The sequence below is a fragment of the Litoreibacter janthinus genome, from assembly GCF_900111945.1.
Lineage (GTDB): Bacteria > Pseudomonadota > Alphaproteobacteria > Rhodobacterales > Rhodobacteraceae > Litoreibacter > Litoreibacter janthinus.
Window position 1 is genome coordinate 522,409 of record NZ_FOYO01000001.1, and the last position, 13,723, is coordinate 536,131.

Sequence of the window (13,723 nt, forward strand, 5' to 3'; positions counted from 1 at the left end):
CTTAAGGGACGAAGCGTGGTCATGCGCAGGTCATCGCGCGGCAATTTAAAGGCAACACTTGATTTGAGACGAAACGCGGACCACCATGTCAATATGAACCAGAACGCCCCGATCCCATTCCGCCCCAGCCAATCTGAAAAGGTTGCATTCCAGCGGCGAGAGTTGGGTGAGATACTAACAATTTATGGTCGCATGGTGGCCGCAGGCGAATGGCGCGACTACGGCATTTCAATGCTGAAGGATGTGGCAGTCTTTTCTATCTTTCGTCGCGCCGCAGAGCATCCCATCTACCGCATCGAAAAGCGCCCGAAGCTGGCGACCAAACAGCAAACCTATTCGGTGATCGGCATGGACGGTCGCATTCTCAAACGTGGTGCCGACCTTCAACAGGTACTTCGCGTCTTGGAAAAGAAACTTATCCGCGCTGTCGACTAAACCCTTTTGACCGACGTTACCGGCCCATCACCCGCAGCCTCGATACGTGCGATGGCATCATCCAGCGGCTCGTAAGCGACCGCCATATGAAACGAATTTGCATGTAAGATCGTGTTCTCGCCCGACACCAAAGCGACGTGGCCCTTCCAAAATATCAAATCTCCGCGCCGAGCATCTTCAAGCGACACGGCGCTTCCCAGTTCCGCTTCCTGCATATCGCTGTCGCGCGGACAATCCATCCCGCAACTGCGCCATGCCACCTGAACCAGACCCGAACAGTCAACGCCATGCCGTGTGCCGCCGCCCCAAAGATATGGCGTGCCCAGATATAGATCTGCCACCGCCACCGGATCATTCATACGTTGGCCGATCGGCAGCAAGTGCATCGACGGAACATAACCCCCGTTGGACAAACGCGACCAGCGCCCCTCTTCCTCCATCACCTGAACCTCGGAGCCAAGATAGAGCGCGCCGTTGTTCATCAACTTCATATTAGGGCCGGGGTAAATATGGGTGCAGGGCATCGATACCCAGTGGCTTGCGTCATGCGGCCGGTCGAGAAGATCTTCCTGCACATACCCGCAATAACCGTCATGCACCGCCTGCCCGAACGCAAATCCGTTCCGCCGCTCCAGCACGTTGAAGAGATCACCGTAAATCAATTGCGAGGTGCGGCGGCCTTCGGGCTTGCCTGTGATATCCGCAACGGCCGCGCCACATTGGGCGATATCGCCGTCAGTATATTGCGGCGCGTCAACTTCGCCTTTCAGGTAACTGGCAGCAATACGCCCGTTGGCGGGGGTGACGCGTGGATCATGTGTCATAGGTTCAATGCCTTGGGTAGGGCTGCGAGAATGGCACGTGCGCCCATCCCGACGCCGCCCTTTGGTCGACCGGGTGCGGCGGCTGGTTGCCAGCCATAGATGTCAAAATGTGCAAACCTTGCCGTGTTAGACACGAACCGTCGCAGGAAAAGTGCCGCCGTGATTGAGCCGGCAAAGCCGCCCTTTGGCGCATTGTCGAGATCGGCGATGCCCGGCTCGATCAATGGCTCGTAAGCAGCGTGGAAAGGCATTTCCCACACCGGATCGCGTGCGGTTCGTGCGCCGTCTCTCAACGCATCCGCGAAGGGGACATCATCCGTGAAGAACGGAGAGATGTCTGGCCCGACCGCGACACGCGCAGCACCCGTCAGAGTAGCCATACAGATCATCAAATCAGGCGGGGTTTCGTCTGCCAAAGCCAGTGCATCTGCAAGGACAAGGCGCCCTTCAGCGTCGGTATTGTTCACCTCGACAGTCAACCCTTTGCGAGAGGTCAGAATGTCTTGTGGTCGGAATGCGGAGCCATCGATAGAGTTTTCCACCGCAGGGATCAGGACGCGAAGCTTCAGAGGCAAGCCCAAAGCCATAATCATATGCGCCAAACCCAGAACCGTCGCAGAGCCACCCATGTCTTTCTTCATCAACCCCATCGAGGCGCCGGGTTTGATATTGAGGCCGCCGGTGTCAAAACATACGCCCTTGCCGACCAGAACCAGTGTCGGGCCAGCATTTCCCCATGTCATATCGATCAAGCGTGGCTCTGTCGCGGATGCCCGCCCCACCGCGTGGATCATTGGAAAGTTTTGGTCCAGCAGGGCCTCGCCAACCACCACATCGATCTTCGCGCCATGCGATTCAGCCAGCGCGCGGGCGGCGGCTTCAAGGTTGTCGGGCCCCATGTCTGCGGTCGGAGTATTGATCAGATCGCGCGTCAGCGCCTCACCAGCCGCAATCGCTTCGATCCGTTCACGATCTAGCGCGTCGGGGCAAACCAGACGCGCCGCGTGAGGTGGCTGCGCACGGTACGTCTCAAACGCGTATTGCGACAAAAGCCAGCCAAGCGCATGTTCCTCCATCTCGTCTGCGGGGTGACCGCTTGCGATCTGGTAGGTTCCTGCCGGCAACTTCTCTGCGACCGCTGCCATGGCAAAGCGACCACGAGCCCGCGATGTTGCGTCGCCCAAACCGGCCAAAGCCATCGCGATAGATCCACCCTCGCCGGGAACAATGCAAACCGACCCGGATGCAGCCTTGAACCCTTGCGCTTTGACCCAGGTCTGCACACTTTTCGGTTGGGTCTTTAGCCAGTCACTAAATGCATCTTGGTCTAATGCCAGAAGTTGGACCGCGCCATCGCTGGCGTCGGCAAATCTTAGCCTTGTGTGGTTCAACATTTTGATTGCCTTTGGTGCTGCAAACCCAGCCTACTGCTTGAGGCGCAATCTGCAAGTACACGTGTGCAGACAATCCAGTGCTACCCTGGCAAATTCTGCATATCCCAAACCGCGCTGAGCGAGCGATCCGCGATGCGCCGAAGACGGTTCAATGTGGCAGCTAGCGGGATTCCTTCGCGCAACCGTGCACATGAGACGACGTCGTCAGCTACACGGGCAAATGTGGTCATCCCAATATGCCGCGCAGTCTTTACCAGGATATCGCCGCGCGACGTCAGCATATCCATGTTCTGCGCCGAGTAGGCATCCTCGATTTCGACCATGCCCCTTGCAAGTTCCTCCATCGCGGTAGTGATCATTGCCTCTGCTCGAGTTTCACCCATCGACACACACAGTTCCACCAACCGGTCCGGATCAACCCGCACTGGCTCGCGTAGTTCAAGCTTCACTATATCTTGCATACCGCACCCCTAATTCCGTGCCCCCTCAAAGCACAGTGCAACTCTCTGCGTTGGAGTTGAACAAAGTCTTGCCCAAGGAACCAGTTTTCCCTCGAATTTCGCGTCAATTGTCCGTAGTTATGTTCGAAATTCTCAGAGGGAACCCATGAGCCAAGTAAAACCCCTGCCGTCCTACCTGATCAACCGCTACCATGGCTGGAAGGCAACAACATATACCGAGAACGAGCCTTGGTATCGGCGCCTTGCAACAGATGGTCAAAATCCGCGTGCTATGGTGATTTCGTGCTGCGACAGCCGCGTTCATGTAACTTCTATTTTCGGCGCTGAGCAGGGAGAGTTTTTCATTCACCGGAATATCGCCAACTTGGTGCCGCCCTATAATCCTGATGGTGAATACCACGGCACCTCGGCAGCGATTGAATACGCCGTAGGGACGCTGAAAGTTGCGCACATCATTGTGCTTGGTCATTCTAACTGTGGTGGCGTCAACGGGTGCCATGACATGTGTTCTGGTCACGCGCCGGAACTGGAAGAGAAGACCAGTTTTATCGGCCGATGGATGGACATTCTGCGACCCGGTTATGAACGCGTGAAAGACATCGAGGACGAAGCAGAACGACGTAGTGCATTGGAAAAAGAGGCCGTGCTGGTTTCGCTGGAAAACCTCGCAGGGTTCCCGTTCATCGCCAAAGAGATGGAGCAAGGCATGTTGAGCCTGCACGGCCTTTGGACCGATATCGGCGAAGGCGGCCTGGAGCATTACCTTCCCGAGGCGGGCTTTTCGCCAGTTTAGACCCTCTTCAACCGGAGATCAGATATGAGCGACGTGCTTGCGCTGGCGGCTGACAATCTGTTGTCACCGCTAATTCTGTTCTTTGTTCTGGGGGTCCTCGCGGCCTTCGCTCGCTCCGATTTGACGATCCCGGAAGCGGCCGCCAAAGCGCTGTCGATCTACCTATTGTTCGCCATTGGCTTCAAAGGCGGGGCATCAGTCGCGGCCCATGGGGTCGATGGCGGGCTGGTGCTGTCGCTGCTTGCCGGTTGCATGTTGTCGGCCGTTATACCGTTTGTTGCTTTCGGGCTGCTGCGCGTGATGACCCAGCTCAGCACGACAGATGCTGCTGCTGTTGCCGGTCACTATGGCTCCATTTCCATCGTGACCTTCGTTGCGTGTTCGACCGCCCTGACAGGTCGCGGTTTGGACCCTGAGGGATATATGGTGGCAGTAGCCGCTGTGATGGAAGCCCCTGCGATCCTATCAGCGCTTTGGCTCGTCTCTCGCATGTCGGGCAACAGCCAGATGGACAGCGCGCTGTGGCGGGAGATCCTGTTGAATGGCTCCATCGTTCTTCTTGTCGGTAGTTTCGCGATCGGTGCAATCACAGGTCAGGATGGCCTCGATAAAATCGCAAGCTTTATCGTCTCGCCGTTTCAAGGCGTTCTGTGTCTATTCCTGCTGGATATGGGCCTTGTCGCGGGGCGCGGGTTGCGTGATAGCGGCAGGTATCTGACACCGGGCGTGTTCGCATTTGGGATGCTTATGCCAATCGTTGGCAGCGTGTTCGGTCTGGCCGTGGGTCTGCTATTGGGGCTGTCCACAGGTGGCGTGGCGTTGTTCATGACATTATCCGCTTCCGCCAGCTACATTGCTGTTCCGGCGGCAATGCGCGTGGCATTGCCAGAGGCCAATCCGTCGATCTATCTGACACTATCTTTGGGGATCACGTTTCCCTTCAACCTGACCCTTGGCATCCCGACCTATATCGCGATTGCCAGCCAAGCTACTGGAGGATGACCGATGCAAACGCATGACGCCAAACGCGTAGTGATCACCATCGAGGCTGTAATGGAAGGCCGCCTGACCGACGCACTGCAAACGGCGGACGTTTCGGGCTATTCAATCCTTCCTGTGCTTGGCGGATCAGGGCGGTCCGGTCCTTGGAGTCGCGAAGGTCAGGTGAGCCGCGCGGGCGGCATGGTTCAGGTCATTTGCATCGTGCATCCCGACAAATTGGACAAACTGCTCGACGCAGCGTTCGCAGTGGTCGAGCGGCATATCGGCATCGTGACCGTGACCGACTGTCAGGTGCTTCGGGCGGAGCGGTTCTAGGCTACGGCTGCCAGAACAGCTGCTGCCCTTCGGGCCAGTCCATCTCGACGTTCACGCGCACGGTTTTCTTTTCGCCCGGACCGACTTCAAGGTTCCAGACAGACACACCGCGCTTTTGCTCGAAATCACTCTCATCCGGTGACGGGCGCGAACTTGTTGTGATGCTGAGATCTTCCTGCTCTGCATAGGGCAGCGCGAATATGGTTTGGACCTCTTCTGTCGTGGCAAGTAGGTTTTCCACCGAGAACTCCATCTGCTGCATCCGAGTACTGCTGGAAGTCAGGAAGCCACGGTCGCCTGTGTCGTTGTCCAGCAATTTATACTCGAGGCGCAGGCCTTCGAGCGTGCCGAAGGACACTTCGGCCTCGTCGCCCGCAGGGATCAGCGGCAAAGCGCTGCGGCCGACGAAAACGCCGTCACGGGAGACCGACATCTGACCGGGCAGGAAGGGTTCCTGCGTGGAGTTGGTGAACTCCGCCATCAAGAACGCGGTTTGGTCGAAACGGGGCGCCGCACGATTAAATTCACGAGCGTCGAAGGTGAAATCGTCTAGGGCAAGGATCAACTCCCCGCCGCCAGTGGCAAGGCTTACTGTGTCAGGATATTCATAGGTAACAGACAGGCCGTCAATAACGGCTTGGGCGCGAGGAGCAGCCAGAACCGGTTCTGGTGCACCCTCATCGGCACGGGCCAGATCAAGGCTGTACTCCGCTTGCGGTGCAGACCTAACAACGGAGCTAGGGCCTGCCTTGCCCTTCGCCTGTATGAACGCTTGAGACGGATAGGGCTCGGTCGGGTTCACCTGCGCAAACGGGTTCGCTGTCGACAGGACCAAATCAACATCCGACCATAATTCTCCGGTAGATTGATACATGACGACCTTACGCTCCATCGCGACGCGCGCATCATCACCGCGGGTCAGGTTCAGGTCGTAATCCGCCCGCCAGCCCGCGTTATAATTCAGGGTGTTCAATGTCAGATTGACCGGACCTGCGTTTGCAGCCTCAACGGACAAGGCCAGAATGGTCACAGAGCCCGTTGGCGGGGATAAGCGGCGCAAGTCCAGCTCGGCCTGTGCGAGGGATTTCTTGGCCTCGTCGCGGGCTTTCTCGTCATCGCGCAAAGCAACTGAAGCCGCATATTGCTCTGTCCATGCTTTCGCCAGTTCTTCCGCAACCATGTCGCTTGCTGCGCGCATCGCCTCGGCATCGGCTCCGGTTAGCGAAGCGCCGGTTAGGGACCGCAAATACGCGTTCTTAGCGCTTTGCGCTTCCACGACCGATCTGCCACGCACGACAACGTCCTCTAGCGCTTGCAAAGCATCTTTAGCAGCATCGACACGCTCGGACGCGGCCGTCTGCTCAGGGGAGTAGGCCGCTTTCGGGTCACTCAGAAAGTCGTTCAAGACCTCAATCGCACCGATTGCCACGCCATCTGGCGACTTCACGCGGGGCGGGCCATTGCTGCTGCCAGCTTGGTAGGGAACCAGAATACGATGCTTGCCCTGCGGCAGCTCCGCCGAGATTACACGGGTGATAGTGGCGCCCTGCGGATAGACGGTGACAGACGTCACAGGTGCAACCACCTGAACGTCCTCGGCAAAGGCTGCGGAAGACAAAAGAACGGCGGATAGGGCAAGCGAACGAAACATTGGAAAAGGGCCTCACATCAAATGATCTGAGGCCCAATCTTTCGTGTCAGTGAAGGCTTTGCAAGCCTAGCCTTTTTTCAACACGCGTGTGCCAAGGGTTTCGGCAATTTGTACTGCGTTCAGGGCGGCACCCTTGCGCAGGTTATCGCTCACGCACCACAGGTTCAGGCCGTTGTCGATCGTGCTGTCCTGACGGATGCGCGAAATGAAGGTCGCGAAATCGCCGACGCATTCGACCGGGGTCACGTAGCCACCGTCTTCGCGCTTGTCGATCACCATGACGCCCGGTGCTTCGCGCAGGATGTCGCGCGCTTCGTCTTCATCAAGGTGGTCTTCGAATTCGATGTTGATTGCTTCCGAGTGACCCACGAAGACAGGCACGCGGACGCAGGTCGCGGTAACCTTGATGCTTTTGTCGACGATCTTCTTGGTTTCAGCGACCATCTTCCACTCTTCTTTGGTGGAGCCGTCTTCCATGAACACGTCGATATGCGGGATCACGTTGAACGCGATCTGCTTTGTGAACTTGTTGAACACTTTGTTGTCCACTGGATTGTAGATGGACTTGGTTTGATCCCAAAGCTCATCGATGCCCTCTTTACCCGCACCAGAGACCGACTGGTAGGTAGACACGACAACCCGCTTGATGCGCGCGCGATCGTGCAACGGCTTCAGCGCGACGACCATCTGTGCCGTGGAGCAGTTGGGGTTCGCGATGATGTTTTTCTTGTGATAATCCAGCACAGCTTCAGGGTTCACTTCAGGAACCACCAAAGGCACGTCGGGATCGTAGCGGTAAAGCGACGAGTTATCGATCACAATGCAGCCGGAAGAGGCAGCCTTCGGCGCGTATTTCTTTGTGGCTTCAGATCCAACAGCAAACAGCGCAATGTCCCAGCCGGTGAAGTCGAAGGTGTCCAGGTCTTTGGTTTTCAGGGTTTTATCGCCGAAAGAAACTTCGGTGCCGATTGAACGACGGGAGGCCAAAGCCTCGATTGCATCCACTGGGAACTGACGTTCATCCAGAATGTTCAGCATCTCGCGACCCACGTTGCCCGTGGCGCCTACGACGACGATTTTGTAACCCATGATCCCTTTGATCCTTCTATAGGTCTTGTTTCAGACGGGGCCTGATACTCTTTTGCAGGCCGTTGGGGAAGGGCCATGTTGCCCCAGCCTTGCCGCGCCGCGCAAAACTGCGTTACACAGATCGCCAAAGTAGCCATGTGTGAGCCATTTCTTGACCAATCCCTCAGACCTAGATTTGGCCCAGTCGACCGACAGCGGCGGGAAGCTCTTTGCGCGTTTGTGGCGGGGATATCTTCGCAAACACTGGATTTTGCTCGTCCTCGCCTTCGTGTTCATGGTCATCGAAGGCAGCACCTTGGGTGCGCTCAGCTATATGCTGCAGCCCATGTTCGACCTAGTTTTCGTCGAAGGCCGCGAAAGTGCCATTTGGTGGGTTGGTCTTGGAATATTTGCGCTGTTTGTCATCCGTGGTGTGACCGGAATCATTCACAAAAGCATTCTGACCGGCGTGTCCTACCGTGCTTCGACCGAAGTTCAACTGGATTTGCTCCGCCATACACTGACCCTAGACAACGCCTTTCATTCCCGCACCTCACCCGGATCAATGATCGAGCGTGTGCAAGGCGATGTGACCGCCATCCAAAGCCTGTGGAACATGATACTGGTCAGCGCCGGCCGCGACCTGATCGCGTTGTTGTCGCTCCTTGGGGTGGCGTTGTCGATTGATTGGAAATGGACGCTGGTCGCCATCGTAGGCGCGCCCCTTTTGGTTGTCCCAAGCCTGCTTGTGCAGCGTTATGTGCGACGCAAGTCCAACTACCTGCGCGACGTGGCGGGAAAACGCACCACACGTCTGGACGAGGTTTTTCATGGCATCACTCCGATCAAGCTGAACCGGATGGAAGCCTATCAGGCTGAGAACTTCTCAGGTTTGTCCGATACTTGGGTTAAAGCCACGATCAAAACGACAATCGGGCAGGCGACCGTGCCTGCCTTGGTCGACTTTGCGGTCGGCTTCGGCTTTTTCTGCGTTCTGCTTTACGGGGGCCCGCAGATTATCGCAGGCGAAAAGACCATCGGCGAGTTCATGAGCTTTTTCACCGCAATGTCTTTGGCCTTCCAGCCGATGCGGCGCTTGGGCGGCGTTTTAGGCTATTGGGAGATGATGATCGCGAGCCTCAGCCGTATCTTTGGCTTGTTTGACACCAAACCCGCCGTAATAGACCGGTTGGCCGCAGACGCAGATTTGGACGGATCGTCCATCATGTTCGAGAACGTAGCCCTTTCCTATGGCGATAAAGCTGTTCTGAACGGGCTGAGCTTTGGCGCAGCGTCCGGCACTACAACTGCATTGGTTGGATCGTCTGGCGCAGGTAAAAGCACAGTGTTCAATGTGCTGACGCGACTGGTTGATCCCGCTGCTGGCAGGATCACGATTGGCGGCGTCGACATTCAGGATATGCCATTGTCGCAACTGCGTGGTCTGTTCTCTGTCGTGTCGCAAGACGCGCTGCTATTTGATGAAACCTTGCGCGAAAATATCCTCCTTGGTCGTGACGACGTTGACGAGAAGCAGCTGCAACAGGTTCTGGACGACGCCCATGTCAGTGACTTCCTGAAAAACCTGCCCGACGGGTTGGAAACTGCCGTTGGCCCGCGGGGAAGCAACCTGTCAGGGGGCCAGCGTCAGCGTGTCGCCATCGCACGCGCCCTGTTGCGTGACACCCCTATTCTGCTTCTTGACGAGGCGACCAGCGCATTGGACGCAGAATCCGAGAAGGTGGTGCAAAAAGCGCTGGAGCGCCTGTCAAAGGGGCGCACGACACTGGTTATTGCCCACCGCCTTTCTACAGTGCGGGATGCCGATCAAATTCTGGTCCTCGACCACGGAGAGCTTGCCGAGAGCGGCCCGCATGACGAGCTGATCGACAAAGGCGGAATTTACGCGCGGCTTCATGACCTACAATTCCAAACTGGAACTAAACCCTTTACCGGAGATATCCCCGTGAGTGCAAAGAACGCGATACGAAGCACAGGGTCCGGTATATGGCGTAGCCTTAGTGGCAAGGAACGCAACCTCGACGACGCCGACGACCAGTTTGCGTTTGGCCATTTTGCGCCAAACCTGGTTCAGCGCGCGATGATCGCGCTAGGGAAATCGACACCCTTGAAACGTGGCGTATTTCGGGGCGGCTGGACCTCCTTAGTGCTGGCTGCGGGGCGCGGCAAATTGGACATTCACTTCCGAGATTGTGCCTATCGAATCCGCGGCGAAAACAACTTGATCGAGTATGGCCTGCTGCTCAATCCCGACTATAACGGCCAGGACCTGGACTTCCTGATAAAGGACGCGCCAATCGACGCCAACTTCGTGGATCTGGGCTGCAACATTGGGCTTTACGCACAGCCGATGGCGCGGTGCGCTCCGAGCGGGCGCACCATCGCCGTCGATGCAAATCCGCTCATGGTGGATCGACTGACTTGGAACGCCTCAGCGAGCAAGTTGGACAATCTTCATGTCATCCACTGCGCGGTCAGCGATCAGGAAGGGCGTGGCGATCTTCAGATCCGCAAAGACGATCTGGCCATCGTCGCTGTAGAAGAAACCCCGGATGGGGAAATGCCGGTTCGCCGACTTGATGCACTGCTGGCAGAGCACAGCATCACACAGATTTATGGCCTTAAGATCGATATAGAGGGCCACGAAGACAAAGCGCTCGCTCCGTTCATAACCGAGGCGCCCGAAAGCCTGTTGCCACGCCGTATTGTAATTGAGCACCCCTATCCTGAGGCTGATTATCCCGGCTGCACAAGAGCCTTCGCACTGCGCGGCTACTCACTCGTGGCACGCACGCGAAACAACTCTCTTTATGAGTTAACTAAACCCTAGCTGTTCTGGCGGGAAAGCTCGGCAATCCGGCGGCGATATGTCCACCGATCAGCGGCAGCTTTCAGCTTCTGCATAAGGCTACGCCTGCGCGAAACTGTGCTTCCGCCCGATGCTTGCGTCAGATCGGACACACCAGAAGGGACAACACAATGTGGGCGGATCGTTGTTTCCCAAAATAGCTGAAGAAAGCCATCAACGGGGCGGTCAATCTGTGCGCTCGCGGCCAACAGCGCACGGGCAGCATCAAGGCTGACCAATTGCGCCGATGTGCGCAGCGGGATGATTTCAGGCCGGATTAAAGACGTCTTGCCCGACTGCTCCACAACCGAAAACGGGGGCTTAACCTCACGCACTTGAAACTGGATGTATCCCAAATTCGAAATATGTGCCTCGGCCAAGGCCAGTGCTGCGGTAAGCACGTTTTTGTCGATGGCAACGTCATCTTCAAGGATCAGCGCGGCAGCCAGCTCGTTTTCAACCATGTGACGCCACACAGTGCGATGGCTCTCGAAACACCCGATCTCGCCCATCGATAATGCAAAGGGATAGGTTGGTTGAAACAATGACTCACTTGAAACCAACTGATCACGAACTTTAGCATCCATAGCAGCGCCGTCACATGCAGGCCAAATGCGCGCTGGATAAGGCGACATGCGCATAATGTTGTCGACGTGCGGGCGACGACCCGCCGCGCGTTCCAGATGGATGATGAAAGTTTCGGTCATCCGCTGGCTGCCTCGTTCCAAAGCTGATTATAGACCGCGTTTATGCCATTAACTTCGGTCTGAATGCCATACTGCGCACGCACAACTTCAAGGGCACGATCTGACATTTTCTTGAGCTGCCGCGAGTCGCCCAACAAATGCTGAACATGCGCCACTGCACCATCAATATCGCCTAGGGGAACCACGCAGCCCGCTTTGCCTTGTGCGGAAAAGGCCTTAAAATACCCGGTATCCGTCGCCACGAATGGCACGCCCGACGCCATAGCCTCCAATGGCGTCATCCCATATCCCTCATATCGCGGAAGTGGTACGAGAAGGCTCAGTCCGCGCATAATCATCCGCAGCTGATTAGGCTCTATTTCACCAGGAAACAGGATTCTGTCGGTGAGATTCGCTTTCGCTATGCGCGATCTCAGGTCTGTCAAAAACGTCTCGTTCGATCCCCCTGCCCGACCAATGACCAGCGCCGTGGTATCAGGATGGTCCGGCAGCACACGGATCATAGCATCTACGAACTGGTCTGTTCCCTTCTCGGACCTAATGCGCCCGACCGTTGCAATGCCACGCGTCCCCGGAAAACCCGTGGCGGCCCAAGCCGAGGCCCGGTCAGGAGCGGGATGAAAGGCGTCAGTATCGACGCCATGAGGCACGACAGCTCTCACATGCGGAACATAGGTCGCCGCAGCATCGGTTGTGGCAATCACAGCATCCATGCGCGAAATCAACCAACGCGGAAATGCAGAATGCCTGCGCTGCGCAGCGGAGGTGAAAACGATACGAATCGGGATCCGAAGAATATCCCGCGCCCAGATCGCCGCGCGCATTTCGGTGTTGCGCCGCACATGCCAGATGGCAAACGGGTGGTTGTCCGGAGCGAGCCGCGACAAGGCGCGGGCGGTTGGTAGATCAATCGGATCAGGGCAACCCGGCAAAGGGTGGCCAACCAAATGAAGGCGCATTCCCTTCGCCTGAGCACGCACAACGCCTGCGGCGGTTGCAGACACGCCGGTAAAATTCTTGTTGAAGTTCGTCACAAAGAGGGGCGGCGTCTTGGTCATGTCTTTTGACTACGCGAGGCGGGCGAGACGCGCAAACTGTAAGACGGTGGTCAGCGCCTGAGGGACGCTGAAACGAACAAAACCCATCCCAGAATCCCTTGGCTGTGGGCAGATAGGGTCGCGTCAGATTGGAAGGTCAAAAGCCGCACGATGTGCCCAAGGCCTTCGGGCCAACCAATCACGAATTGAGCGGGCAAGCCCTCGAAAATCAAACGATAGTATTGGTAATAGATCTGCGGCGACAGCCAAACGAACGCCATGAACGACGCAAGTGCTATAAACAAGCGTAGGATCAGTTTTCTTTCAGCATTGAACCGCCAGCATCCATAGACCCAGCCAAACATTAACAGCGCCGACAGCACAAGCAGGCCGGCTTGCTTCGGAGCTGTCAATGTGAAGAAGCTATCGCCGTCGTACAAAACAGACCCTAATCAGCGGCAAAGTTGGGTTCTTCAGCGTAGGGAAGGTGACCGAGTTTCATCCAGACGCGGGCACCGCGTGGCCCCGCCTGTGCATTCAGTGTCGATCCCACCGGAAGTCTAAGCCAGTCATGCTTGTCCAAGGTGTTGGCACCTTCGATAACGGTCCCGTCGAGAACAAGAACCTCCGCCCCCTGTGGTACGTCCAAGTCCACCTCCGCGTCCGGATCCCAAGACTCGACACGGACCTCTTCTCGTTCATCGCGAAACAAAACGGCCAAGTTTACATTTGGCCGGCTATCATCTGGCACGAGTTCGACGTCATTCAGGTTCACTGTGACAGAGGTTCGGTCATTCAGATCAAACTGCCACAGCTTCACGAAAATCGTGCACCCCTCGTCCGACCCCGGTGTATGGCTCGTAGTGGGTGGGTTTCGGACGTATGTGCCGATAGGGAAATCGCCATGCTCGTCTTGAAACACCCCATCCAGAACGATGAATTCTTCGCCACCCGTATGCGTGTGCGCTGAAAAATGACTGTCGGGCGCGTAGCGAACAATCGATGTCGCCCGAGCGACCTCGTCGCCAATGCGATCCAACATTTGCCGATCGACGCCAGGCATCGGAGACGGCACCCAAGGCGTCTTGCTGGAATGAACAACCACGCGTTTAGAAAAGTCTGAATTCAGGTCCATCTCGGTCTCCGATTATCTTTCACCGAAGCTAA

General features: G+C 56.7%; 14 protein-coding genes. 5 read left to right on the forward strand and 9 right to left on the reverse strand.

The window, feature by feature from the left end; genetic code table 11:
• Window positions 1–93: 93 nt before the first annotated feature.
• Complete coding sequence (locus BM352_RS02675) at window positions 94–435, forward strand: DUF2794 domain-containing protein (RefSeq protein ID WP_090219786.1); 342 nt, start codon at window positions 94–96, stop codon at window positions 433–435.
• Here the strand turns inward: BM352_RS02675 and BM352_RS02680 are convergent.
• The 3 genes from BM352_RS02680 to BM352_RS02690 all read right to left on the reverse strand — a co-directional run bounded on the left by BM352_RS02680 (window position 432) and on the right by BM352_RS02690 (window position 3,114).
• On the reverse strand, window positions 432–1,259 hold the full coding sequence (locus tag BM352_RS02680) for a C40 family peptidase (RefSeq protein WP_090212183.1): 828 nt from the start codon (window positions 1,257–1,259) through the stop codon (window positions 432–434). The genes BM352_RS02675 and BM352_RS02680 overlap by 4 nt on opposite strands.
• Window positions 1,256–2,653, reverse strand: coding sequence for a leucyl aminopeptidase family protein (locus BM352_RS02685; protein WP_090212185.1), 1,398 nt, complete (start codon window positions 2,651–2,653; stop codon window positions 1,256–1,258). The genes BM352_RS02680 and BM352_RS02685 overlap by 4 nt, the downstream gene beginning before the upstream one ends.
• Window positions 2,654–2,733: 80 nt before the next feature.
• On the reverse strand, window positions 2,734–3,114 hold the full coding sequence (locus tag BM352_RS02690) for a hypothetical protein (protein ID WP_090212188.1): 381 nt from the start codon (window positions 3,112–3,114) through the stop codon (window positions 2,734–2,736).
• Between the two features lie 145 nt (window positions 3,115–3,259).
• On the opposite strand from BM352_RS02690, the gene BM352_RS02695 reads away from it, so the two are divergent.
• From BM352_RS02695 to BM352_RS02705, 3 genes are read left to right on the forward strand one after another with little or no spacing between them, the layout of a single operon-like run.
• On the forward strand, window positions 3,260–3,907 hold the full coding sequence (locus BM352_RS02695) for a carbonic anhydrase (RefSeq protein ID WP_090212191.1): 648 nt from the start codon (window positions 3,260–3,262) through the stop codon (window positions 3,905–3,907).
• A gap of 24 nt (window positions 3,908–3,931) precedes the next feature.
• Window positions 3,932–4,909: a sodium-dependent bicarbonate transport family permease gene (locus tag BM352_RS02700; RefSeq protein WP_090212193.1), complete on the forward strand. Its 978-nt coding sequence runs from the start codon at window positions 3,932–3,934 to the stop codon at window positions 4,907–4,909.
• Window positions 4,910–4,912: 3 nt separating this feature from the next.
• On the forward strand, window positions 4,913–5,224 hold the full coding sequence (locus BM352_RS02705) for a P-II family nitrogen regulator (protein ID WP_090212196.1): 312 nt from the start codon (window positions 4,913–4,915) through the stop codon (window positions 5,222–5,224).
• A gap of 1 nt (window position 5,225) precedes the next feature.
• On the opposite strand, the gene BM352_RS02710 is transcribed toward BM352_RS02705, so the two are convergent.
• Window positions 5,226–6,875: a DUF4139 domain-containing protein gene (locus tag BM352_RS02710; RefSeq protein WP_090212198.1), complete on the reverse strand. Its 1,650-nt coding sequence runs from the start codon at window positions 6,873–6,875 to the stop codon at window positions 5,226–5,228.
• 66 nt (window positions 6,876–6,941) lie between these two features.
• Window positions 6,942–7,964 (reverse strand): aspartate-semialdehyde dehydrogenase, encoded by a 1,023-nt coding sequence (locus BM352_RS02715; RefSeq protein WP_090212200.1) that lies wholly within the window; start codon window positions 7,962–7,964, stop codon window positions 6,942–6,944.
• A gap of 151 nt (window positions 7,965–8,115) precedes the next feature.
• On the opposite strand from BM352_RS02715, the gene BM352_RS19260 reads away from it, so the two are divergent.
• Window positions 8,116–10,794 (forward strand): FkbM family methyltransferase, encoded by a 2,679-nt coding sequence (locus BM352_RS19260; RefSeq protein WP_139229779.1) that lies wholly within the window; start codon window positions 8,116–8,118, stop codon window positions 10,792–10,794.
• Here BM352_RS19260 and BM352_RS02725 read toward each other — a convergent pair.
• The 4 genes from BM352_RS02725 to BM352_RS02740 are packed head-to-tail and all read right to left on the reverse strand — an operon-like array spanning window position 10,791 to window position 13,691.
• The gene (locus tag BM352_RS02725; RefSeq protein ID WP_090212206.1) at window positions 10,791–11,519 is read right to left on the reverse strand and encodes a glycosyltransferase family 25 protein; all 729 of its coding nucleotides are present in this window, start codon (window positions 11,517–11,519) and stop codon (window positions 10,791–10,793) included. The two genes, BM352_RS19260 and BM352_RS02725, sit on opposite strands and share 4 nt — an antisense overlap.
• On the reverse strand, window positions 11,516–12,577 hold the full coding sequence (locus tag BM352_RS02730; protein WP_090212208.1) for a glycosyltransferase family 4 protein: 1,062 nt from the start codon (window positions 12,575–12,577) through the stop codon (window positions 11,516–11,518). The genes BM352_RS02725 and BM352_RS02730 overlap by 4 nt, the downstream gene beginning before the upstream one ends.
• A 50-nt stretch (window positions 12,578–12,627) precedes the next feature.
• Complete coding sequence (locus BM352_RS02735; protein ID WP_090212209.1) at window positions 12,628–12,996, reverse strand: hypothetical protein; 369 nt, start codon at window positions 12,994–12,996, stop codon at window positions 12,628–12,630.
• 8 nt (window positions 12,997–13,004) lie between these two features.
• Complete coding sequence (locus tag BM352_RS02740) at window positions 13,005–13,691, reverse strand: cupin domain-containing protein (protein ID WP_090212211.1); 687 nt, start codon at window positions 13,689–13,691, stop codon at window positions 13,005–13,007.
• Window positions 13,692–13,723: the final 32 nt, after the last annotated feature.